Annotated in this window: 21 protein-coding genes; all 21 read right to left on the bottom strand. The window is 62.9% G+C overall.

Annotated features, from left to right (window positions below):
- Positions 1 to 4: 4 nt before the first annotated feature.
- The 21 genes from K2O51_RS17455 to nuoK all read right to left on the bottom strand — a co-directional run bounded on the left by K2O51_RS17455 (position 5) and on the right by nuoK (position 22,264).
- Positions 5 to 874 (bottom strand): urease accessory protein UreD, encoded by an 870-nt coding sequence (locus K2O51_RS17455; RefSeq protein ID WP_011297174.1) that lies wholly within the window; start codon positions 872 to 874, stop codon positions 5 to 7.
- A gap of 133 nt (positions 875 to 1,007) precedes the next feature.
- The gene (gene urtE / locus K2O51_RS17450; RefSeq protein ID WP_011297173.1) at positions 1,008 to 1,700 is read right to left on the bottom strand and encodes an urea ABC transporter ATP-binding subunit UrtE; all 693 of its coding nucleotides are present in this window, start codon (positions 1,698 to 1,700) and stop codon (positions 1,008 to 1,010) included.
- Between the two features lie 2 nt (positions 1,701 to 1,702).
- On the bottom strand, positions 1,703 to 2,551 hold the full coding sequence (gene urtD, locus K2O51_RS17445; protein WP_011297172.1) for an urea ABC transporter ATP-binding protein UrtD: 849 nt from the start codon (positions 2,549 to 2,551) through the stop codon (positions 1,703 to 1,705).
- Positions 2,548 to 3,762, bottom strand: a complete 1,215-nt coding sequence (urtC, locus tag K2O51_RS17440; RefSeq protein WP_140950136.1) for an urea ABC transporter permease subunit UrtC — start codon at positions 3,760 to 3,762, stop codon at positions 2,548 to 2,550. The genes urtD and urtC overlap by 4 nt, the downstream gene beginning before the upstream one ends.
- Positions 3,762 to 5,396: an urea ABC transporter permease subunit UrtB gene (gene urtB / locus K2O51_RS17435; RefSeq protein ID WP_245001923.1), complete on the bottom strand. Its 1,635-nt coding sequence runs from the start codon at positions 5,394 to 5,396 to the stop codon at positions 3,762 to 3,764. Before urtB ends, urtC begins: the two co-directional genes overlap by 1 nt.
- A 168-nt stretch (positions 5,397 to 5,564) precedes the next feature.
- Positions 5,565 to 6,821 carry an urea ABC transporter substrate-binding protein gene (urtA, locus tag K2O51_RS17430; RefSeq protein WP_011297169.1) on the bottom strand — a complete coding sequence of 419 codons (1,257 nt, stop codon included), beginning with the start codon at positions 6,819 to 6,821 and terminating at the stop codon, positions 5,565 to 5,567.
- Positions 6,822 to 7,156: 335 nt separating this feature from the next.
- Positions 7,157 to 7,507 carry a cytochrome o ubiquinol oxidase subunit IV gene (gene cyoD, locus K2O51_RS17425; protein WP_011297168.1) on the bottom strand — a complete coding sequence of 117 codons (351 nt, stop codon included), beginning with the start codon at positions 7,505 to 7,507 and terminating at the stop codon, positions 7,157 to 7,159.
- Positions 7,508 to 8,155, bottom strand: a complete 648-nt coding sequence (gene cyoC / locus K2O51_RS17420; protein ID WP_041679857.1) for a cytochrome o ubiquinol oxidase subunit III — start codon at positions 8,153 to 8,155, stop codon at positions 7,508 to 7,510.
- 5 nt (positions 8,156 to 8,160) lie between these two features.
- Entirely contained in the window at positions 8,161 to 10,134 is a 1,974-nt protein-coding gene (cyoB, locus tag K2O51_RS17415) for a cytochrome o ubiquinol oxidase subunit I (protein ID WP_011297166.1), read from the bottom strand.
- A gap of 8 nt (positions 10,135 to 10,142) precedes the next feature.
- Positions 10,143 to 11,114: a ubiquinol oxidase subunit II gene (cyoA, locus tag K2O51_RS17410; protein ID WP_140950132.1), complete on the bottom strand. Its 972-nt coding sequence runs from the start codon at positions 11,112 to 11,114 to the stop codon at positions 10,143 to 10,145.
- A gap of 569 nt (positions 11,115 to 11,683) precedes the next feature.
- Positions 11,684 to 12,160: a MaoC family dehydratase gene (locus K2O51_RS17405; RefSeq protein ID WP_011297164.1), complete on the bottom strand. Its 477-nt coding sequence runs from the start codon at positions 12,158 to 12,160 to the stop codon at positions 11,684 to 11,686.
- Between the two features lie 37 nt (positions 12,161 to 12,197).
- Positions 12,198 to 12,641 (bottom strand): MaoC family dehydratase, encoded by a 444-nt coding sequence (locus tag K2O51_RS17400; protein ID WP_220631433.1) that lies wholly within the window; start codon positions 12,639 to 12,641, stop codon positions 12,198 to 12,200.
- 157 nt (positions 12,642 to 12,798) lie between these two features.
- Complete coding sequence (locus K2O51_RS17395) at positions 12,799 to 13,917, bottom strand: acyl-CoA dehydrogenase family protein (protein WP_011297162.1); 1,119 nt, start codon at positions 13,915 to 13,917, stop codon at positions 12,799 to 12,801.
- Between the two features lie 13 nt (positions 13,918 to 13,930).
- On the bottom strand, positions 13,931 to 15,133 hold the full coding sequence (locus tag K2O51_RS17390) for an acyl-CoA dehydrogenase family protein (protein WP_011297161.1): 1,203 nt from the start codon (positions 15,131 to 15,133) through the stop codon (positions 13,931 to 13,933).
- 86 nt (positions 15,134 to 15,219) lie between these two features.
- A complete protein-coding gene (locus K2O51_RS17385) occupies positions 15,220 to 15,678 on the bottom strand; it encodes a DUF1178 family protein (protein WP_011297160.1) in 459 nt (152 codons plus the stop codon).
- A gap of 155 nt (positions 15,679 to 15,833) precedes the next feature.
- Complete coding sequence (locus tag K2O51_RS17380) at positions 15,834 to 16,448, bottom strand: NUDIX domain-containing protein (RefSeq protein ID WP_011297159.1); 615 nt, start codon at positions 16,446 to 16,448, stop codon at positions 15,834 to 15,836.
- A gap of 45 nt (positions 16,449 to 16,493) precedes the next feature.
- A complete protein-coding gene (locus K2O51_RS17375) occupies positions 16,494 to 16,802 on the bottom strand; it encodes a DUF2818 family protein (protein WP_011297158.1) in 309 nt (102 codons plus the stop codon).
- A gap of 19 nt (positions 16,803 to 16,821) precedes the next feature.
- Positions 16,822 to 18,297, bottom strand: coding sequence for an NADH-quinone oxidoreductase subunit NuoN (gene nuoN, locus K2O51_RS17370; RefSeq protein WP_220631432.1), 1,476 nt, complete (start codon positions 18,295 to 18,297; stop codon positions 16,822 to 16,824).
- 18 nt (positions 18,298 to 18,315) lie between these two features.
- Positions 18,316 to 19,782, bottom strand: coding sequence for an NADH-quinone oxidoreductase subunit M (locus tag K2O51_RS17365; protein ID WP_011297156.1), 1,467 nt, complete (start codon positions 19,780 to 19,782; stop codon positions 18,316 to 18,318).
- Positions 19,783 to 19,809: 27 nt separating this feature from the next.
- Positions 19,810 to 21,897 carry an NADH-quinone oxidoreductase subunit L gene (nuoL, locus tag K2O51_RS17360; RefSeq protein ID WP_011297155.1) on the bottom strand — a complete coding sequence of 696 codons (2,088 nt, stop codon included), beginning with the start codon at positions 21,895 to 21,897 and terminating at the stop codon, positions 19,810 to 19,812.
- Between the two features lie 61 nt (positions 21,898 to 21,958).
- A complete protein-coding gene (gene nuoK, locus K2O51_RS17355) occupies positions 21,959 to 22,264 on the bottom strand; it encodes an NADH-quinone oxidoreductase subunit NuoK (RefSeq protein ID WP_011297154.1) in 306 nt (101 codons plus the stop codon).
- Between the last annotated feature and the right edge of the window lie 6 nt (positions 22,265 to 22,270).

Raw genomic sequence — 22,270 nt, 5'->3', positions numbered from 1 at the left:
GCCTTCAGGTGGCCCACAGCCGCAGCGGCCGCGCCGGCACGCCGTGGATCGGCTCGCGCAGCGCGCTCCATGCGTCGACCATGACATGCCTGACCGCTTCCATCTGCCGGCCCAGCACGCGCACCAGCAGCATCGACTGCGCCGGTGACGACAGGCATGTCACCCCGGCGCGCAGACCAGCCGCGTAAGGCAGGCGTTCCGCGAGCGACTCGGCCAGTTCTTGCGTCGCGCCATGTCCGACCGCCCACAGCGTGCCGAGCACCGACATGCCGTCGAGCCCAGCCACCGCACCGCGCAGTGGCGACCCGGCATCCAGCTGCGATTGCTCGATCCACAGCGCATGGCCATTGCAGCGCACCTGCGTGTCTAGCCACAGCACGCCCCGGTTCCACTGCTCGCCCGATGCTTGCCGGCCCAGCACGACGGCATCCCAGCCGATCGCGCTGCCGCCAGGCGCAATTGAAAGTTCGGTCGCAATGCGCGCACGCGCATCGTCGAACACGATGTTCTCCTGCGGCAGCCAGTCAAGCCGCGCGCCTTCCTCGACGGTAAGTCGCACATGCTGCGACGCGTCACGGCCTAGCGACTTGTACCACTTCGTGGCGCCCGGCGTGGCGATGACAGCATGAGTACCCGCTTCCGCATGCAGGGCAATATCGAGCGTGTCGCCCCCGGCCACGCCAGCCGGTGGATGCAGGATGACGGCATGGCAGATGTCACCCTCCGGATAGAGGGGCTTCTGCACCATCAACGGGCCACGGTGCTGCCGCGCGGCCAGTACGGTACGTTCGCCGCGCGCGGCAAAACGCAGGCGCAGGCTGGCCTGCCATGCAGGCGGCACGGCAACGGCGGAAGGAAAATCGGGATGACGCATGGCTCGATGAGTGGACCGGCGATGCAAGCGAAGGCAAGCTGCGGCACGCGCTCTGCAGCGGATGCCGGAAATCATAGCGCGCCGGCCGCCTCTGCGGAAGCGTCGCGAACAGCACCTGCGACGCCTCGCATGTTCACACGGCAATCAGCTCCCGCACGCCGTCCTGTTCCATGGCCGCGCCTTCTCCCTTCGCCACGACTTCGCCGCGGCTCATCACCACGTAATGGTCGGCGATATGTCGCGCGAACTCGTAGTACTGCTCGACAAGCAGCACCGTCATGCCGAACTCGTCGACCAGCAGGCGCAGCGCACGTCCGATGTCCTGGATGATCGATGGCTGGATGCCCTCAGTCGGCTCGTCGAGGATCAGCAGTTCGGGCTCGCTCATCAGCGCACGGCCGATCGCTAGCTGTTGCTGCTGTCCGCCGGACAGGTCTCCGCCGCGGCGCTGGCGCATGGTGCGCAGCACCGGGAACAGCTGATAGATGCGATCCGGCACGCCCGTCGGGCGCGCCCGGCTCGCCGCGCCGATCAGCAGGTTCTCTTCGACCGTGAGCCGTGGAAAAATCTCGCGCCCCTGCGGCACATAGGCGAGACCTGCCGAGACGCGCTCGTAAGGCGGCTTCTTTTCCAGCGCGCGCCCTTCCCATTGGATACTGCCGCTGCGCGTGGGCACCACCCCCATCAGGCACTTGAGCAAGGTGCTCTTGCCCACGCCGTTGCGGCCGAGCAGCGTGGTGAGCTTGCCGCGCGGCACCTCGAACGAGACGTTGCGCAGGATATGGCTGCCGCCGTAGAACTGGTTCAGTGCATTGACCTGCAGCATGGCTATCTTCCCAAATAGGATTCGATCACGCGTTCATCGCGCTTGACGCTGTCGAGCGTGCCTTCGGCGAGCACGCTGCCCTCGGCAAGCACCGTGACCCTGCCCTCGTCGCCGGCCAGCGCCGCGACGAACTCCATGTCGTGCTCGACCACCATCATCGAGCAACTGCCACGCAGGCTGTTCAGCAGCGCGGCGAGTTGCATGGTTTCCTCATCGGTCATGCCGGCCACGGGTTCGTCCAGCAGCAACAGCTGCGGCTGCTGCATCAACAGCATGCCGATCTCCAGCCGCTGCTTCTGGCCGTGCGACAGCAATCCGGCCGGACGATAGGCCTCGTCCTCCAGCCCCGTCAGCGCCAGCGTCTCTTCAATGCGACGATGCCCCTCCCCGGTCAGCCGGGCACGCAGCGACGACCACCAGCGCTTGTCGGCCTTCATCGCCAGTTCGAGGTTTTCCCAGACGGCATGCTGCTCGAACACCGTCGGCTTCTGGAACTTGCGGCCGATGCCGACCTGCGCGATGCGCGGCTCGGTCATGCGGATCAGGTCGATGGTCTGGCCCAGGAACACGCGGCCGCTCACGTTGGCGTTGCGCGGGCCTGTCTTGCCGGTGATGACGTCCATCATCGTGGTCTTGCCGGCGCCATTGGGGCCGATCACGCAGCGCAGTTCGCCGTGGTCGATCGACAGGCTCAGCTTGTTGAGCGCGCGGAAGCCGCCGAACTGCACCGTCACGTCTTCCAGGTAAAGGATGGGGCCATGCGAGACATCGATCGTGCCCGGCTCCACTACGCGGCCAAGGCCCGTGGCATTGCCGCTTTCCGCCTGACCGTATTCGAGCGCGGCATTCATGCTTCACCTCCGGTGCGTCCTGCTACTGCAGGACTGGATACGGCCTCGGTCGGCGCGGCCACTGCCGGCGTGGCACGGCTGCCGCGTTGGCGCAGACGCTTCCACAACCCGATCACGCCATCCGGCAGGTACAGCGTGACGAGCACGAACATCGCGCCGAGGAGGAACAGCCAGTACTCGGCAAAGTACGCGGTGAACATCGTCTTGGCGCCATTGACCAGGAACGCCCCGATCACGGGCCCGATCAACGTGCCGCGGCCACCAACGGCCACCCATACGGCCATCTCGATCGAATTGCCCGGCGACATCTCGCCCGGGTTGATGATGCCCACCTGCGGCACATACAGCGCGCCCGCAACACCGCACAGCACGGCCGAGAACGTCCATACGAAGAGCTTGTAGCCGAGCGGGTTGTAGCCCGAGAACATCACGCGCATCTCGGCATCGCGCACGGCCGTGACTACGCGGCCCAGCTTCGACGTCACGATATAGCGGCACGCGACGAACCCGGCGATCAGTGCGAGGAACGTCAGCACGAACAGCGCCGTGCGCGTCTGCGGCGCGGCGATCGCGAAATCCGCGATGCGCTTGAAGTCAGTGAACCCGTTGTTGCCGCCGAAGCCGGTCTCGTTGCGGAAGAAAAGCAGCATCGCCGCATACGTCATGGCTTGCGTGATGATCGACAGGTACACGCCCTTGATGCGCGAACGGAACGCGAAGAAGCCGAACAGCCACGCCAGCACGCCGGGCACGAGCACCACCAGCAGCAGCGCATACCAGAGGTGTTCGGTGCCGTGCCAGAACCACGGCAGTTCCTTCCAGTCGAGGAACACCATGAAGTCCGGCAAGTCGCTCTTATACACGCCTTCGCGGCCGATGGATCGCATCAGGTACATGCCCATCGCATAGCCGCCAAGCGCAAAGAACAAGCCATGTCCAAGGCTCAGGATGCCGCAGTAGCCCCACACGAGATCGAGTGCGATGGCAGCCAGCGCGAAGCACATGATCTTGCCGATCAGCGTCAGTGCATAGGCCGACAGGTGAAGCGGATGCCCTTCCGGCACCATCAGCGCGCACACCGGAACGCCGACCGCCACGACGAGCGTCAGTATCGCCAGCACAGCCCAGCCGCGCCCAGTGAACAGCGGCTGGCGCTCGGGCACCGACAGACGAAACGGCGTGCCCGGGGAGTTTGAGTGAAAGCTCTGCATCATGCCTCCGCGCTGCGCCCCTTGAGCGCGAAAAGTCCCTGCGGGCGCTTCTGGATGAAAAGCACGATCAGCACCAGGACGAAGATCTTGGCGAGCACCGCGCCATAGAACGGCTCGATGAACTTGTTGATGATGCCGAGGCCGAACGCGCCGACGATAGTGCCTGCCAACTGCCCTACCCCGCCCAGCACCACCACCATGAAGGAATCGATGATGTAGGCCTGGCCGAGGTCCGGGCCGACATTGCCGATCTGCGACAGCGCGCAGCCGCCCAGGCCGGCAATGCCCGCACCGAACGCGAACGCGTAGCTGTCGACCTTCCACGTGCGCACGCCCACGCACGCAGCCATGGTCCGGTTCTGTGTCGTGGCACGTACGAACAGGCCGAGTCGCGTACGGTTGAGCACCGCCCAGGCAACGGCCACGACGGCCAGCGCGAACAGGATGATCACGATGCGGTTGTACGGAATCACAAGGCCCGGCATCCATTCGACACCGCCGCTCATCCACGCGGGGTTGGCCACCTCAACGTTCTGCGCGCCGAACAACGTGCGCACCGCCTGCATCAGCAGCAGGCTCACACCGAACGTGGCGAGCAAGGTCTCCAGCGGGCGGCCATAGAGATGGCGCAGCACCAGCCGCTCGAGCACGAAGCCGACGATGCCGGCCGCGAGGAACGATGCCGGCAGTGCCGCGGGCAGGTACCAGTCGAACGCACCGGGCGCATACGTGCGGAACAGCGTCTGCACCACGTAGGTCGCATAGGCGCCGATCATCAGGAATTCGCCGTGCGCCATGTTGATGACGCCGATCAGGCCGTAGGTGATCGCCAGGCCCAGCGCGGCCAGCAATAGCACGCTGCCAAGGCTCAGGCCTGCGAACAGGTTGCCGACCAGTTCGGCGCGGCGCTGGTCGCTGCGCAGCGTGTCGAGCGCCTGCTGCGCGGCGGTACGTACCTCGACATCGGGTTCGCGATACTTGCCGTCGCTACCGCGCTCGACTAACGGTGCGAGCTTCTGGCGGCTTTGCGGATTGCTGTCGCGGCCGAGGACGCGAATGGCTTCGAGACGCGCCTCGCGCTGCGCGGCATCGCCAGCCTTCAGCTCCTCCGCTAGCACCGTAGTGGCCCAGATCACGTCCAGGCGTGCGCGCAGGCCGGGATCGGCCTCAGACTTGCGCGCAGTTTCCACACTGGCGCGCGACGCATTCTCTGGTTGATCGTACAGCGTGTTGATCGCCTGCGTGCGCAGCGAGATATCGGGCGACTGCAGCAGGAATCCGCTTGCGGCGCTATCGACGATCGCGCGCAGGCTGTTGTTCAGGGTCAGCGATTCCAGTTCATCGGCCTTGACCGTCACTGGCTTGCCGGTGATCGCATCGACGGTCTTGTCACCGTCCTGGCGCACCATGCCCACCGATGGGTCATATTGCAGCGTATCGTCCTGCAACGCCTTGAGAATAGGCCCGGCCTGCTCCGGCGGCGCCTTGGCCAGCGCGGACAAGGCCGCGGTCTTGGCATCGAAATCGTCCTCGGCCAATGGCTTGAGGTCGGCTTGCGTCAATGCGCCTGCGGCTGCCGCCAAAAGCGGCACGGCAAGCAGCAGCGCAGCCAGCATGGCGCGCAGCCACGACATGGCGATCTTCGGTAACGATTGGGACATAGGTGCTGGCGATTGGGCGGCACGTGGTCGTGCCTGCTTTTTTCGGGGACCCCCCCCGGGCCCGGTCAGGCGCGCACCACCGCCAGCCGGCAACGGTCAGCCGGCGGAGCGCGCCTGCCAGGGGTGCAGCGACTGGCTGCCTTACATCACCTTGTCCGGCTTGCCTTCATTGCCGGAGATGAACGGGCTCCAAGGCTGCGCGCGGATCGGCTTCGCGGTCTTCCACACCACCGTGAACTGGCCGTCGCCCTTAACCTCGCCAATCATCACCGGCTTGTACAGATGATGGTTGTCGCCCATGGTCAGCGTGAAGCCGTCCGGTGCCTTGAAAGTCTGGCCATACATGGCCGCGCGGACCTTGTCCGGATCGGTCGTGCCGGCCTTCTTCACGGCCTGCGCCCACATGTGGATGCCGACGTAAGTGGCTTCCATCGGGTCATTGGTCACGCGCTTGTCGCCACCAGGAAGGTTGTTCGCCTTGACCCATGCCGCCCATTGCTTCTTGAACGCTTCGTTCTCGGGGTTCTTGACCGACATGAAGTAGTTCCATGCGGCCAGGTGGCCGACCAGCGGCTTGGTGTCGATGCCGCGCAGTTCTTCCTCACCCACCGAGAAGGCCACCACCGGCACGTCCTTGGCCTTCAGGCCGGCGTTGCCGAGCTCCTTGTAGAACGGCACGTTGGAGTCACCGTTGATGGTCGAGATCACAGCCGTTTTTCCGCCCTGCGAGAACTTCTTGATATTCGCGACGATGGTCTGGTAGTCGCTGTGGCCGAACGGCGTGTAGACCTCTTCGATATCCTTGTCCGCCACGCCCTTGCTCTTCAGGAACGCGCGCAGGATCTTGTTGGTGGTGCGCGGGTAGACGTAGTCGGTGCCAAGCAGGAAGAAGCGCTTCGCGCCGCCACCTTCCTTGCTCATCAGGTACTCGACCGCCGGGATGGCCTGCTGGTTGGGCGCCGCGCCGGTGTAGAAGACGTTCTTGGACATCTCCTCGCCTTCATACTGCACGGGGTAGAACAGCAGCGAGTTCAGTTCCTCGTAGACCGGCAGCACCGACTTGCGCGACACCGAAGTCCAGCAGCCGAACGTGACAGCGACCTTGTCCTTGGTAATCAGCTGGCGCGCCTTCTCGGCGAACAGCGGCCAGTTTGATGCCGGATCCACGACCACGGGCTCGAGCTTGCGGCCGAGCACGCCGCCGCTCTTGTTGATCTCGTCGATGGTCATCAGGGCCACGTCCTTGAGCGACGTCTCCGAAATGGCCATGGTGCCCGACAGCGAATGGAGGATGCCGACCTTGATCGGTTCCTTGGACTGCGCCATCGCCAGCGGGCTGGCGCTGATCATCGCCGCGGCGGCTACCGCCGACAGCTTCAGCATGTCACGTCGTTTCATTGCAGCTCCCAGTTTGTCGTTTGGTTACGGGACTCAACGCACCCCGGGTGATGCATCTGCAACTAGCGTGCCATGGCGTACCGAGACGGCGGAAGACGACAGGAAGCCGGCGGGCGCCCGGCAAGTGACAAATCGAGGGAGGCTACCGAGCGGAAGCACCACGCTGGTGCTGGGAGAGCATGGACACCGACGCACCGGCTTCGTGCACGGTGCAATCGGGTGCAAGGATTCGGCGGACGCGCCGGCCAACGAATACAGGCGCAACCAGACGTGGTGCGGCGCCAAAAGCAAAACGGGGCCCGAAGGCCCCGTTTCTGTTCATTACCGGAAGATAATTACTTCATCATCCACGGCATCATGTTTGCGTTCATGTTGTGCATGATCCAGAGCGAACCGGCCAGCACGATGAACAGGATCAGCAGCGTGAACAGGAATGACATCACGTTCCAGCGCTGTTCCTTCGAACCATCCATATGCAGGAAGTACTTCAGGTGGACGACAACCTGCACCGCGGCCATGCCGAGGATGATCAGCAGGGTCGTGCCGCGGTCCATAGTGCCGTCCATCACGATCTTGAACGGGATGACGGTCAGGATCACCGCCAGCACGAAGCCGATCGCATAGGACTTGAAGCTGCTGTGGCCGTGCGACTCGGCGTGCGCGGACGCTGCGTGTTGCTGTGCCATTTACATTGCTCCCATCAGGTAGACCACGGTGAAGACGCCGATCCAGACGACGTCCAGGAAGTGCCAGAACAGGCTGAGGCAGTTCAGGCGCTTGGACATCGTCGGGGTCAGGCCCTTCTTGCTGACTTGCCACATCAGGACCAGCATCCACACCATGCCGCTTGCGACGTGCAGGCCGTGGGTGCCCACCAGCGTGAAGAACGACGACAGGAACGCGCTGCGGCTCGGGCCGGCGCCTTCGGCGATCAGGTGATGGAATTCGTTGATTTCCATGTACATGAACGCGGCGCCCAGCAGGAACGTGATACCCAGCCAGACCAGTACCCGCCCCTTCGAGCGGTTCTGCATCGAGATCATCGCGAAGCCGTACGTGATCGACGAGAACAGCAGGATGAAGGTCTCGACGAGCACGTAGTTGAGCTCGAAAAGCTCCTTGGCCGACGGGCCGCCCGCCACTTCGCCGCGCAGGACGGCGAAGGCGGCGAACAGGCACGCGAACAAGATGCAGTCGCTCATCAGGTACAGCCAGAAACCAAAGATGGTGTTCTCGCTGGTGTCGTGGTGCGCGTGGTCGTGCGTCTCGTCGTGCGAGTGCGCATGAGCCGGGGCTTGCGCCGCCCCGAAGCGATCAAGGACTTCTGTCGACATGGTCATCAGGCCTGCGAAGCAATGCGCTGCAGTTGGCGCGTTTCAATCTGCTCGACCTCTGCGGCCGGCACGTAATAGTCGATGTGGTCATCGTTGGCGCGGCGGATGAACGACACCACCATGCCGACCAGGCCCACGGCGGCAAGCCACCAGATGTGCCAGACCAGGGCGAAGCCCAGCACCAGGCTGAACAGGCCCATCCAGAAGCCAGCGCCGGTGTTCTTCGGCATGTGGATCTGCTCGTAGCCGCTGGTCGGGATGGTTTCGCCACGGGCCTTCATGTCGGCGAACGCGTCCAGGTCACGCACCACCGGGGTGTGCGCGAAGTTGTAGAACGGCGGCGGCGACGAGGTAGCCCATTCCAGCGTGCGGCCACCCCACGGGTCGCCGGTCACGTCGGCCAGCTTCTTGCGGTCGCGGATCGACACGACAATCTGCAGCACCTGGAAGAAGATGCCCAGCGCCACGAAGACCACGCCAACCACGGCCAGGTACAGCCACGGCGTCCAGGCCGGGTTGTCGGTGTGGTTCAGACGACGGGTCATGCCCATCAGGCCCAGCACGTACAGCGGCATGAAGGCGAAGTAGAAGCCCACCAGCCAGCACCAGAACGCGTACTTGCCCAGTCGCTCGTTCAGCGTGAATCCGAACGCCTTCGGCCACCAGTAGGTGATGCCGGCCAGGTAGCCGAACAGCACGCCGCCGATGATCACGTTGTGGAAGTGGGCGATCAGGAACAGGCTGTTGTGCAGCACGAAGTCGGCTGCCGGAACGGCCATCAGCACACCGGTCATGCCGCCGATCACGAAGGTGATCATGAAGCCCAGCGTCCACAGTACCGGCGTGGTCATCTGCACACGGCCGCGGTACATCGTGAACAGCCAGTTGAAGATCTTCACCCCCGTCGGGATGGAGATGATCATGGTCGTGATACCGAAGAACGCGTTGACGTTCGCACCCGAGCCCATCGTGAAGAAGTGGTGCAGCCACACGATGAACGACAGCACCATGATGGCCGCGGTCGCGTACACCATGCCCTTGTAGCCGAACAGCTTCTTGCCCGAGAACGTGGCGATGACTTCAGAGAAGATACCGAACGCCGGCAGGATCAGGATGTACACCTCGGGGTGGCCCCAGATCCAGATCAGGTTCACGTACATCATGGCATTGCCGCCGCCATCGTTCGTGAAGAAGTGCATGTCGAAGTAGCGGTCCAGACCCAGCAGTGCCAGCGACACGGTCAGCACCGGGAAGGCGGCCACGATCAGCACGTTGGTGCACAGGGCGGTCCAGGTGAACACCGGCATGCGCATCAGGGTCATGCCCGGGGCGCGCATCTTCAGAATCGTCACCAGGAAGTTCACGCCGGTCAGCAGCGTGCCCAACCCTGAGATCTGCAAGGACCAGAGGTAGTAGTCCACCCCTACGCCCGGGCTGAAATCGAGGCCCGACAGCGGCGGGTAGGCGAGCCAGCCGGTCTTGGCGAATTCGCCAACGCCCAGCGAGATGTTGACCAGCATGGCGCCCGACACGAACAGCCAGAACGACAGCGTGTTCAGGAACGGGAAGGCCACGTCGCGCGCGCCGATCTGCAGCGGCACCACGAGGTTCATCAGACCTGTCATCAGCGGCATGGCCACGAAGAAGATCATGATCACGCCGTGGGCGGTGAAAATCTGGTCGTAGTGTTCCGGCGGCAGGACGCCGTGGGCACCGTTCGTGGCGAGCGCCAGCTGGGCGCGCATCATGACCGCGTCGGAAAAGCCGCGCAGCAGCATGACCAGCGCGACCAGGCAGTACATCACGCCGATCTTCTTGTGATCGACGGAAGTGAACCACTCATTCCAGAGGTAGCCCCACTTCTTGAAATACGTGATCGCGCCTAGCAGCGCAGCGCCGCCGAGGGCGACGCCGGCCAGTACGACCATGATGATCGGCTCATGAAACGGAATCGCCGACAAACTCAATTTGCCAAACATCATTGCTCCTAGGATTGCGCGCCCAGCGCCGGCTTGGCCGGCGTGGCCATGGACACCCGCTCTTCGCCGAGCGTGTTACGCGACGTGCAGATCGGGCCGCCATCAAAACCCTCGCGGGCCATGGCGTGGCCGTCGTTGCCCATGTACTGGTGCAGGATGCCGGTGAACAGGCCGTCTTCGACCTTGCCGTAGTAGGCCACCGGTTCCGCTTCGCTCGGCTTGGCGAGGACCTTGTAGTCCGCGCTGGCGAGCTGACGTTCGGACGCGCGCACCTTGGCAACCCATGCGTCGAACTCGAAGTTCGACATGGCGGTCGCCTTGAACTTCATGCCCGAGAAACCGCCGCCGCTGTAGTTGGCGGACATGCCGTCATACGTTCCGGCTTCATTGGCAATCAGGTGCAGCTTGGTCTCCATCCCGGCCATGGCGTAAACCTGGCTGCCCAGTTGCGGGATGAAGAACGAATTCATGATCGAATCGGACGTGATCTTGAAGTTCACCGGTGTGCCCACGGGGAACGCGATCTGGTTGACCGTCGCGATCTTCAGTTCCGGATAGATGAACAGCCACTTCCAGTTCATCGCGACCGCCTCGACGGTGATCGGCTTCTGCTTGGATTCCAGCGGCTTGTACGGGTCCAGGTCGTGCGAAGACTTCCACGTGATGATGCCGAGCGCGATGATGATCAGGCAGGGAATCAGCCACACCACGACTTCAATGGCGGTCGAGTGCGACCAGTCGGGTTCATAGCGCGCCGAACTGTTGCTGGCACGGTACTTCCACGCAAACACCAGCGTCAGGACGATCACCGGCACTACCACCAGCAGCATGAGCCAGGTGGCGATCAGGATGATGCCTTTGATGTCGACGCCTACCTGCCCTTTCGGGTCGAGCAGCGTCATGTTGCAGCCGGCGAGCAGCAAGAGCAGGCCGAGGCCTGGCAGAGACCGCGTCCACCGCGGCAGTATGGGTTTCTTCATGTCACGACTGGTTTGGTTAGGCCGCGCTTGGGCAAAGCGTGGCTTCACCGCCTGATGCCGGAAGCAAGAGGCGTTGGGCTGAGGGAAAACCGGAAGGACGTGTCCTTAGCTGGCGTTGAGGTCTGGCGGATCTAACGCCGGATGACCATGCGGCCTGACAACGCCATGAACACGGAAGGACAACTGACGACTGCGCAAGCGGCCCGCCTGAGGCGGTGGCACTGCGGCACCTGATGGCCGAAACCGCGAACGGTCCCGGCTCAAGACTGCGGCCGGGTAGCGTTGAACCACGAAGTTTTTGCACTTCCCGGCTGGCCTGCCTTGTGAGCAAGCGCGGTTTCCGTCCAGGATGTGCAACACGTAAAACATCGTGGGCGCGACTGTACCGCAACGCAACATTACGGGTAAACCCAACGACTCAGAACACACTGTTCAGAAAACCGGACAATCGTAATATGCGATGTCACAGTCACTGGAAATGTGTGGCGTTGTCATCATTATCGTCAAAAACTGAAAAAGGCCGCCTCCCGACGGCCTTTTTCTTCCTGTATCAACAAAACAACAGTGGCTTAACCGTACCTGCGACTAATTGACTCAGCCACGCACACCGGACGGTCGCTGCCCTCGCGTTCGATCGTCACTTCCCACGTCGACTGCGCACCGACCAGCTCGGGCGACTTAGGCAGCGGATCGAGCCGCTCGACCTTCTGCAGCTTGATGCGCGCGCGCAGCTTGCTGCCCACCGGCACCGGTGCGGTGAAGCGCACCCGGTTCAGGCCATAGTTCACGCCGATCTTCGACGGCATGTGCAGCGCGTTGTGCATGAACTTCGGAACCAGAGACAGCGTCAGGAAGCCGTGCGCGATCGGACCGCCATAAGGCGATTCCTTCCTGGCACGTTCCACGTCGACGTGGATCCACTGGTGGTCGCCGGTCGCTTCGGCGAACAGGTTGACCTGCTCTTGCGTGATCTCCATCCAGTCGCTGACGGCGACCTCCTGCCCTTGCAGGCTTTCCAGTTCTTCGAGCGATGCGATCGTGCGCATGTCGGTGATTCCTCTGTGTTTAGGGTGTGTTGCGATCTCAGGCGGGACGGCGGCCGTACATGCCCATGCCCTTGACCGTGCAGACCAGTTCGCCGCGCTGGTTGGTGGCTTCCCACTGGGTGTGCACCACGCCACGGTCGGGCTTGGATTGCGACGGCCGGGTATCCAGCACGACCAGCACGGCGGTCAGCGTGTCGCCGGCATAGATGGGCTTCAGCCAGCGGATCTCGTCGACGCCCGGCGAACCCATGCTGGCCGACTTGCCCGTGGTGCTGAGCACCAGCAGGCGCATCATGATCGAGCACGTCATCCAGCCGCTGGAAATCAGCCCGCCGTAGATGCTCTTGGCGGCTGCTTCCTTGTCGATGTGGAACGGCTGAGGGTCGTACTGACGGGCAAAGCTGAGGATCTCTTCCTCAGTGACGAGGTAGGAGCCGAGTTCACGGCGGCTGCCCACCTCAAAGTCCTCGAAATACAGCATGGATTGTGTCTCCGTAGTCGCTGGCTGTTGACTTGTCATCACGATCATCGCATGGCGCGTGACGGCGTGCGTCCGTATTTGCCGAAGCCGCCCCTAACAGCCCATAAAGAAAAAACCGCGCCTGGACTACGGCGCGGTTTCGACAGTCATCACTGGATCAGGCAGCTTCCTGGAAGCTTGCCTGGCCGGCGAACCGGCCCAGGTGATGATCCACGTCACCGAACGTGGTGTTGATCAGCGTCAGGCGCTTGAACATGTGCGCGGCCGGCAGTTCGTTGGTCACGCCCATGCCACCGTGGATCTGCACGGCTTCCTGGCCGACATAGCGCGCGGCCTGGCCGACCCGTGCCTTGGCGGCCGAGACGTAGCGGCGGCGCTCTTCGGGGTTGCTCTCCTCGAAGCGGGCCGCTGCCAGCAGCGTGATCGAGCGCGACTGCTCGGCATGGATGAACATCTCGACCATGCGGTGCTGCAGCGCCTGAAAACGCGCAATCGGCTGGCCGAACTGCTGGCGCGTCTTGGCGTATTCCAGCGTGGCGGCGTTGAGGTTGTCCATGACGCCCACGGCCTCGGCGCACAGCAGCACCGCGGCGTAGTCCGCCACCTGCTCGACCTGGTCGAAAGCCTTGCCGGCCTCGCCGAGCAGTTGAGCCGGCGCATCCTGGAACGTGATATCGGCCGCGCGCAGGTTGTCGATGGTGCGGTAGTCCTTGATGCTGACGCCGACACCCTTGGCATCGACGAGGAACAGCGAGATGCCATCGCGATCGGCATCCGCACCGTTGCTGCGTGCCGACACGATCAGCTTGTCAGCCTGGCCGCCGTGAATCACCACCGACTTGCGGCCATTGAGCTTGCCGTCGCGCGCGGTCACGCGGACGTTGTTCAGCTCATAGCGCGCCTGCGGCTCATTGAAGGCTACCGCCAGCTTCAGCTCACCGCCTGCAACCTGCTCGAGCAGCGCTTCCTGGCCACCGGCCAGGCCCAGCGCATACGCGCCGACCACGGTCGCGAGGTACGGCTCCACGATCAGGCCGCGGCCGAGTTCCTGCTGCACCACCATCATGTCCAGCGCCTTGCCCGCGAAGCCGCCCTGCTCTTCCGGCACCGGCAGCGCGGTCAGGCCGAGCTCGACCAGCGCGCCCCACGTATTCTCGCCGTAGCCGGCTGCACTCTCGTAGCGCTTCTTGCGCGACTCGAAGTCGTAGTCCTTGTCGATGAAACGGCGTACGGCGTCAGCCAGTTGCTTCTGTTCGTCGCTGAGATTGAAGTTCATGTTCCGTGTCTCCTCACAGCCCCAGGATCATCTGGCTGATGATGTTGCGCTGGATTTCATTGGACCCGCCGTAGATGGAGGTCTTGCGATAGTTGAAGTAGTAGGAGGCCAGCGGAGCGGCGTCGTCATAGCCGGTCACCGCATGCTCGTGTTCGCACTCCAGGTAGGCCGGGTCGAACGGCTGCGCGTACGGGCCGACGGCTTCCACCATCAACTCGGTCAGCAATTGCTGGATCTCCGTGCCCTTGATCTTCAGCATCGACGCTTCCGGACCGGGGCCCTTGCCCGCGGCTTCGCTCGACACAACGCGCAGCACGGTGATCTCCAGGGCCATCAGTTCGATTTCCAGTGCGGCGACCTTGGCGCCGAACACCGGATCTTCGAGCAGCGGCTTGCCGTTCTTCTGCTGCTGGCGCGCCACGCGCTTGAGGAAGCCAAGCTCGCGCTTCGAATTGCCGACGCGGGCAATGCCGGTGCGCTCATGGCCGAGCAGGTACTTGGCGTAGGTCCAGCCCTTGTTCTCCTCGCCCACGCGGTTTTCCACCGGCACCTGGACGTTGTCGAAGAACACTTCATTCACTTCATGGTCTTCGTCGAGCATGATGATCGGCCGCACGGTGATGCCCGGCGTCTTCATGTCGATCAGCAGGAACGAGATGCCTTCCTGCTTCTTGGCTTCGGGGTCGGTGCGCACCAGACAGAAGATCATGTCGGCATGCTGGCCGAGCGTGGTCCAGGTCTTCTGGCCGTTGACGATGTAGTGCTTGCCATCCGACGTCAGTTCCGCACGGGTCTTGAGCGAAGCCAGGTCGGAGCCCGAGCCCGGCTCGGAGTAGCCCTGGCACCACCAGTCGGTGCAGTCCAGGATACGCGGCAGGTAGTACGACTTCTGCTGCTCGTTGCCGTACTTCATGATCACGGGCGCGACCATGGCCACGCCGAACGGCAGCACGCCGGGCGCGCCGGCGCGGGCGTTTTCCTCGTCCCAGATATGGCGCTGCGTGGCGTTCCAGCCGGTGCCGCCGTATTGCACGGGCCAGTGCGGCGTCGACCAGCCCTTGCCCGCCAGGATCTTGTGCCAGCGCACCAGGTCGTCGCGGTTGGGGCGGCGGTGGTTGAGCACCTTGCTGCGGATGTCCGCCGGCAGATTGGCTTCCAGCCAGCTACGCACTTCCTCGCGGAAGGCGTCGTCGGACGCCGAGTAATTGAGATCCATGCCCGTCTCCAGTGATGCCGGCACGGTGCCGGCAAGTAGTTCTGCCTGCGCGTCTTGCGCCGACAACTACGGGCACAGGACGCAATTCAGTGAGCCGTCTGCTTCAAAGCATCCGGCACCACGAGCGGGAATGTCTCGATGCCCTCTTCCGCGAGCGCCTGCACTTCCTCCGCAGAAGCCGAACCGCGAATACCGCGCTCCGGCGCTTCGTCATAGTGCATACGCCTTGCCTCCTCGGCAAAGCGGTCGCCCACGTCCTCGGTCTGTGCCATCACCTTGCGCACGGCCCTCATATAGGCCGCCTGCAAGGCTTGCAGCGTAGCCGGCGCATTCGCCGCCTGCTCCGCCTTCGCCGGTCCGCGCTGCGCCTGCGTCGCCCCTGACAGATTCAGGCGCGGCGCACTGGGCAGCCGGCTCACGGCGTGGTCACCGCAGACCGGGCACTGGACGAGGTCGCGTGCGATTTGCGATTGCGCATCATCCTCTGAGGCAAACCAGCCTTCGAACCGATGATCTTGCGCACAGCACAGGTCGAGCACCTTCATGATCTTTCCAGCCCGTCAAAGGCAATAGTATCCGTGAATCAAAATTTTGTGAACGGTCGTGCTAATTTTTTCCCAAAGGGATTTCCCGCATTCTTGTGGCGCGAAAAGCACACCGCTCGGTTGTTGGCCGGCTATCGCCGTTTTTCTTCAGTGAATCAGGACTGAAGCGGCTGTTCGGCCGGTTGCCAGACCCCCGAGATTACCTTTTCCAGCCAGAACGCGCCGATGATCGTCTTCACGTCGGTAATGCGGCCCTTGCGCACCCAGTCGAGCACCTGGCCAGCCGGGACGATGAAGGTTTCGAGGAATTCGCCGTCGTCGAGCTTGGCCTGGCCGGCGGTCAGGTCGCGCGCGAGGAACAGGTCGATGAACTCGGTCGAATAGGAAATTACCGGGTGAATCCGGGTCAGGTAGTCCCAGCGCGCAGCGCTGTAGCCGGTCTCTTCCTCCAGCTCGCGCTCGCCACAGCGCAGCGCGCCCTCTTGGGGATCGAGCTTGCCGGCGGGAAATTCGACCATGACTTCACCGACCGGATAGCGGAACTGCCGCTCCATCAGCACGGTGCCGTCATCAAACAGCGGGATCATCATGACCGCGCCGGGATGCACCACGTACTCGCGGCCCGTCTGCTTGCCGTCGGGCAGGCGGACGATGTCTTGCTTCAGCGTGAGAAATTTGCCGCGATGGACGGTGGCCGAAGCCACGCAGACTTCCTTGAGTCCATCGTCGCTCGACGGTGGAAAGTCTTTGTCCTGGGTCTTGTCCGTCATAAGCGCTCCGGGTGAATGGCACGCCCGGCGGCTTCATGACCGGCTTCAGGCCGTGCGGTGTTTGACGAGGTACTGCCAGGTAAAGCCCGGGAAGGCGAACACCAGCATCATGCACGCCGTGATGGCGTAGAACTGCCAGCCTTGTGGAAAGGCGTTGCCGAGGCTTGCCTCCACCGCAAAGCCGGCCAGGCCGGCGGCCGCATACCAGCAGATCAGTTCCAGCAGCCGCAGCCACAGCGGCTTGCGGCTCCAGCGCAGCGGGATCACTGCGAACAGGCGCTGGTTGACGAACGGCAGGTTGGCACACACCAGTGCCAACAAGATGACAAACCAGCCGCCCGCCGGGGAACTCATGCCTTGTCGCCTCGTACGCTTACGAGGCCAGCGTTGCGCGGATGGCCTGATAGCACAGGTTCATCAGCGCAGCCGGGAAGATGCCCAGCACGATCACTGCCGCACCATTCAGGCTCAGCATCGAACGAAGGCTAGCCGTCGCTTCGAGCGGCTCTTCGCCCACCGGCGCATCGAAGTACATCAGCTTGACGACACGCAGGTAGTAGAACGCGCCGATCAGCGAGAACAGCACCGCCACCACCGCCAGCCACGTCATGCCGGACCTCACCACGGCTTCGAGCACCGCCAGCTTGGCGTAGAAGCCCACGGTCGGCGGAATGCCGGCCAGCGAGAACATCATCACCAGCATCAGGAACGCGAACCACGGGTTGCGACGCGACATGCCCTTCAGGTCTTCCAGCGTCTCGGCTTCGAAGCCCTTGGTCGTACGCAGCAGGATCAGGCCGAAGGTGCCCAGCGTCGTCAGCAGATACGTGATCGAGTAAAACATCGACGCACTGTAGGCATTCGCCGCGCCATCCGCTTTGTTGGCCACCACGCCGGACAGCATGCCCAGCAGGATGAAGCCCATGTGCGAAATGGTCGAGTAAGCCAGCATCCGCTTCAGGTTGGTCTGGACGATGGCGGTCAGGTTACCGATCGCCAGCGACACGATGGCCAGCACCACCAGCATGCTCTGCCAGTCAGCGGCCAGCGGCAGCAAGCCTTCCACCAGCACGCGCACGATCAGCGCGAACGCCGCCACCTTCGGGCCACCTGCGATCAGCAGCGTCACCGCGGTCGGCGAGCCCTGGTAGATGTCCGGAATCCACATGTGGAACGGTGCGGCGCCCAGCTTGAACGACAGGCCGGCGACGATGAACACCACGCCAAAGGCCAGCATGGTCGTGTTGACGCGGCCGGACTCGACCACGCGGAACACTTCGCCGAGGTTCAGCGAACCGGTCGCGCCGTACATCATCGAGATGCCGTACAACAGGAAGCCCGAAGCCAGCGCGCCCAGCACGAAGTACTTCATCGCCGATTCCGACGTCACGCGCGACTCGCGGCGCAGCGCCACCAGTGCGTACGACGACAGCGACAGCAGTTCCAGACCCAGGTACAGGGTCAGGAAGTTGTTGCCGGTGATCATCACGATCTGGCCACCGAGCGTGAACAGCGCGAGTTGGTAGAACTCGCCGGCATACATGTCGCGGTCGGCCAGGTAGCGCCGCGTGTAGACCAGCGTCATGAACAGACCGGCCGAGCAGAACGCCGACAGCACATTGGCCAACGGATCGATCACGACGAGGTTGGCGAACGCGTAGTGCGTCTCGCCGGTCGAGGCGTTGATGCCGAACCAGACGGTCAGCACCGCCGTGAACAGCAGCGACAGCGGGTACGCGACGCTTTGCTTGCCCTTGCCGCGGGCAAGGTCGATCCAGTTGACCGCGGCAATCGCGATCGCAAGGAAAATAATCGGCGCCACAGGGGCTAGACTCGAGGACGGTTGCATAGTGTTATCTCTCCCCGCTTACAGCTTCGACTGCGCCACGTGGGACAGCAGGTTGACCACCGAAGCGTGCATCACGTCGGTGAAGGGCTTCGGGTGCAGGCCCATGTACAGCGTCATGATGGCGAGAAGGCCCAGCATCAGGAACTCGCGCTTGTTCAGGTCGACCAGCTCGCGGACGTGCTGGTGCACGATGTCGCCGAAGATCACGCGCTTGACCATCCACAGCGAGTAGGCGGCGCCGAAGATCAGTGCAGTGGCGGCAAGCAGGCCGATCCAGAAGTTGAACTCGACCGAGCCCAGGATCACCATAAACTCGCCCACGAAACCAGAGGTCGCCGGCAGGCCGCAGTTGGCCATCGCGAAGAACACCGACAGCGCGGCGAACTTCGGCATGGTGTTCACCACGCCGCCGTAGTCGGCAATCTGGCGCGAGTGCACGCGGTCGTACAGCACGCCGATGCACAGGAACATGGCGCCCGAGATGAAGCCGTGCGAGATCATCTGCACGATGCCGCCTTCGATGCCGATTTCGTTGAAGATGAAGAAACCGAGCGTTACAAAACCCATGTGCGCGATCGACGAATACGCGACCAGCTTCTTCATATCGGCCTGAACCAGCGCCACCAGGCCGATATAGATCACGGCGATCAGCGAGATGGTGATGATGAACGCCGCCAGCGAATGGCTTGCGTCAGGCGCGATCGGCAGCGAGAACCGCAGGAAACCGTAGGCACCGAGCTTCAGCATGATCGCGGCCAGCACGACGGAACCGCCGGTCGGCGCTTCCACGTGGGCATCGGGCAGCCAGGTGTGCACCGGCCACATCGGAACCTTGACGGCGAAAGCCATGAAGAAAGCGATGAACAGCGCGATCTGCTCGTTCAGCGACAGCTTGGCCTGGTGCCACTGCAGGATCTCGAAAGTACCGGTCTTGCTGTACAGGTACAGCAGCGCGACCAGCGTCAGCAGCGAGCCCAGCAGCGTGTACAGGAAGAACTTGAAGGCCGCGTACACACGGTTCGGACCGCCCCACACGCCGATGATGATGTACATCGGGATCAGCGTGGCTTCGAAGAACACGTAGAACAGCATGCCGTCCAGCGCGCAGAACACGCCGACCATCACGCCAGACAGGATCAGGAACGAAGCCATGTACTCGGCCACGCGTTCGGTGATCACTTCCCAGGCCGAAATCACGACGATCACGGTGATGAAGGCCGTCAGCACGACGAACCACATCGAGATGCCGTCAACGCCCAGGTAGTACTGGATATTGAAGCGTTCGATCCAGGACGACTTCTCCACGAACTGCATCGCCGCCGTGGATTTGTCGAAGTGGAACACCAGGGGCAGCGTAACGATGAAGCTGGCGATCGAGCCGAACAGCGACATCCACCTCACGTAGCCGGCGCTGCGGTCCGAGCCGGAGGCCAGTACCAGCAAGCCGAAGAAGATAGGCAGCCAGATTGCGAAAGACAGAACCATTTCTTTGTTTTCCTTACTCGGTGCCTATCACTTGGTGCCAATCACGCCCGTGACGGTGAGCGTCAGCAGCACCAGCATGCCGACGATCATCGCGAATGCGTAGTGGTAGATGTAACCCGATTGCAGGTAGCGGCTGGCTGCGGCGAAAGAAGCCACCACGCGCGCCGAACCATTGACGAACAGGCCGTCGATAAAGCTCTGGTCGCCACCCTTCCACAGGCCCGTACCCAGCAGGCGGGCACCACGTGCGAACACGGCCTGGTTGATGGCGTCCATGTAGTACTTGTTGTCGAGCAGCTTGTACAGGCCCGAGAAGCGGTTCTTGATCGCTTCGGGGATGTCCGGGCGCTTCATGTAGAAGAACCACGACAGCACGACACCGGCGATGGCCAGCCACAGGACCGGGGTGGTCAGCGAATGAATCGCCATCGGCACCCAGCCGTGGAAGGCTTCTTCCAGTTCCTTCATGGCGTGGTGGTTTTCGCCAACGAAGATCACGTCCTTGAATGCCACACCGTGCTTGAAGAATTCACCGAACAGCATCGGCTCGATGGCGATCGCACCGATGATCACCGACGGGATGGCCAGCAGCACCAGCGGCAGCGTCACCACCCACGGCGACTCGTGCGGCTTCTCGCCCGCAGACAGGCCATGATGGTGGTCATGCGAAACTTCCTCATCCTCGTGGTCGCCTTCGTGACCATGGTGAGCATGGTTCTGGCCCCAGCGCTCCTTGCCGTGGAAAACCAGGAAGTACATGCGGAACGAGTAGAACGCGGTCACGAACACGCCGGCCAGCACGGCGAAGTACGCAAAGCCCGAACCGGCCAGATGCGACTCGGCCACGGCTTCGATGATCGAATCCTTCGAGTAGAAGCCCGAGAAGAACGGCGTGCCGATCAGTGCCAGCGAGCCCACCAGCGAGGTGATCCAGGTGATCGGCATGTACTTGCGCAGGCCGCCCATGTTGCGGATGTCCTGGTCGTGGTGCATGCCGATGATGACCGAACCCGCGCCAAGGAACAGCAGTGCCTTGAAGAACGCGTGGGTCATCAGGTGGAACACGGCGACCGAGTAGGCCGACGCGCCCAGCGCCACGGTCATGTAGCCGAGCTGCGACAGCGTCGAGTACGCGACCACGCGCTTGATGTCGTTCTGGATGATGCCCAGGAAGCCCATGAACAGCGCAGTAATGGCGCCGATCACCAGCACGAAGGACAGTGCGGTGTCCGACAGCTCGAACAGCGGCGACATGCGGCTGACCATGAAAATGCCGGCCGTCACCATGGTAGCGGCGTGGATCAGCGCGGAAATCGGGGTCGGGCCTTCCATCGAGTCAGGCAGCCAGACGTGCAGCGGGAATTGGGCCGACTTGCCCATGGCGCCGATGAACAGGCAGATGCAGGCCACCGTCAGCATCATCCAGTCAGTGCCCGGGAAGATCACCGTTGCCAGCTTCTCGCGGGCTGCGAACACGTCCGAGTAGTTCATGCTGCCGCTGTAGGCCAGCAGCAGGCCGATGCCGAGGATGAAGCCGAAGTCACCGACGCGGTTCACCAGGAACGCCTTCAGGTTCGCGAAGATCGCGGTCGGGCGGGTGTACCAGAAGCCGATCAGCAGGTAGGACACCAGGCCCACCGCTTCCCAGCCGAAGAACAGCTGCAGGAAGTTGTTGCTCATCACCAGCATCAGCATCGAGAAGGTGAAGAGCGAGATGTACGAGAAGAAGCGGTTGTAGCCGGGGTCCCCGTCCATGTAGCCGACGGTGTAGATATGCACCATCAGGGACACGAAGGTCACCACGACCATCATCATCGCGGTCAGCGAATCGACCAGGAAGCCGACTTCCATCTTCAGGTCGCCGATGGCCATCCACTCGTAGACGGTGCCGTTGTAGCTCGCGCCGTTCATCACGTCGAGCAGCACCATCACCGACAGCACGAAGGAAATGGCCACGCCGAGAATCGTCGCGGAGTGAGCCACAATCCGGCCGCCGCGCGACTCCGAGGAAAACAGGCCAAAGAACTTGGTGCCGAACAGGCCGGCGATGGCTGAGCCGACTAGCGGCGCCAGCGCAATCGCGAGCAGCAGGTTGGGGTTGAGCGTGGTTGCCATAGGACGCTTATTGGTGTGCGAGCGGTGAGCAGTCTGGGTTCATTGCGTGGTGCGTCATGGATCAGTACTTCAGGGTATCCATGTCATCCACGTTGATCGTGTCCAGATTGCGGAACAGCACGACCAGGATTGCCAGACCGATTGCCGACTCGGCTGCGGCCACCGTGAGGATGAAGAAAACGAAAACCTGTCCGGCCAGGTCGCCCATGTAGTGCGAGAAGGCGACGAAGTTCATGTTCACCGCAAGCAGCATGAGTTCGATCGCCATCAGCAGCACGATCACGTTCTTGCGGTTCAGGAAAATACCGACGATGCTGATCGCGAACAGGATCGCACCGAGCACGAGGAAATGGGCGAGAGAGAGCACAGCGTT

This window comes from Cupriavidus pinatubonensis (genome assembly GCF_019602855.1).
Taxonomy (GTDB): domain Bacteria; phylum Pseudomonadota; class Gammaproteobacteria; order Burkholderiales; family Burkholderiaceae; genus Cupriavidus; species Cupriavidus pinatubonensis.
This window is presented reverse-complemented; position numbering and strand designations above follow the sequence as displayed.

Bases quoted from the DNA above. Each gene is read 5' to 3' on its own strand.
- K2O51_RS17455 (WP_011297174.1), bottom strand. From the start codon at position 874: ATGCGTCATCCCGATTTTCCTTCCGCCGTTGCCGTGCCGCCTGCATGG.
- urtE (WP_011297173.1), bottom strand. From the start codon at position 1,700: ATGCTGCAGGTCAATGCACTGAACCAGTTCTACGGCGGCAGCCATATC.
- urtD (WP_011297172.1), bottom strand. From the start codon at position 2,551: ATGAATGCCGCGCTCGAATACGGTCAGGCGGAAAGCGGCAATGCCACG.
- urtC (WP_140950136.1), bottom strand. From the start codon at position 3,762: ATGCAGAGCTTTCACTCAAACTCCCCGGGCACGCCGTTTCGTCTGTCG.
- urtB (WP_245001923.1), bottom strand. From the start codon at position 5,396: ATGTCGTGGCTGCGCGCCATGCTGGCTGCGCTGCTGCTTGCCGTGCCG.
- urtA (WP_011297169.1), bottom strand. From the start codon at position 6,821: ATGAAACGACGTGACATGCTGAAGCTGTCGGCGGTAGCCGCCGCGGCG.
- cyoD (WP_011297168.1), bottom strand. From the start codon at position 7,507: ATGGCACAGCAACACGCAGCGTCCGCGCACGCCGAGTCGCACGGCCAC.
- cyoC (WP_041679857.1), bottom strand. From the start codon at position 8,155: ATGTCGACAGAAGTCCTTGATCGCTTCGGGGCGGCGCAAGCCCCGGCT.
- cyoB (WP_011297166.1), bottom strand. From the start codon at position 10,134: ATGTTTGGCAAATTGAGTTTGTCGGCGATTCCGTTTCATGAGCCGATC.
- cyoA (WP_140950132.1), bottom strand. From the start codon at position 11,114: ATGAAGAAACCCATACTGCCGCGGTGGACGCGGTCTCTGCCAGGCCTC.
- K2O51_RS17405 (WP_011297164.1), bottom strand. From the start codon at position 12,160: ATGCGCACGATCGCATCGCTCGAAGAACTGGAAAGCCTGCAAGGGCAG.
- K2O51_RS17400 (WP_220631433.1), bottom strand. From the start codon at position 12,641: ATGCTGTATTTCGAGGACTTTGAGGTGGGCAGCCGCCGTGAACTCGGC.
- K2O51_RS17395 (WP_011297162.1), bottom strand. From the start codon at position 13,917: ATGAACTTCAATCTCAGCGACGAACAGAAGCAACTGGCTGACGCCGTA.
- K2O51_RS17390 (WP_011297161.1), bottom strand. From the start codon at position 15,133: ATGGATCTCAATTACTCGGCGTCCGACGACGCCTTCCGCGAGGAAGTG.
- K2O51_RS17385 (WP_011297160.1), bottom strand. From the start codon at position 15,678: ATGAAGGTGCTCGACCTGTGCTGTGCGCAAGATCATCGGTTCGAAGGC.
- K2O51_RS17380 (WP_011297159.1), bottom strand. From the start codon at position 16,448: ATGACGGACAAGACCCAGGACAAAGACTTTCCACCGTCGAGCGACGAT.
- K2O51_RS17375 (WP_011297158.1), bottom strand. From the start codon at position 16,802: ATGAGTTCCCCGGCGGGCGGCTGGTTTGTCATCTTGTTGGCACTGGTG.
- nuoN (WP_220631432.1), bottom strand. From the start codon at position 18,297: ATGCAACCGTCCTCGAGTCTAGCCCCTGTGGCGCCGATTATTTTCCTT.
- K2O51_RS17365 (WP_011297156.1), bottom strand. From the start codon at position 19,782: ATGGTTCTGTCTTTCGCAATCTGGCTGCCTATCTTCTTCGGCTTGCTG.
- nuoL (WP_011297155.1), bottom strand. From the start codon at position 21,897: ATGGCAACCACGCTCAACCCCAACCTGCTGCTCGCGATTGCGCTGGCG.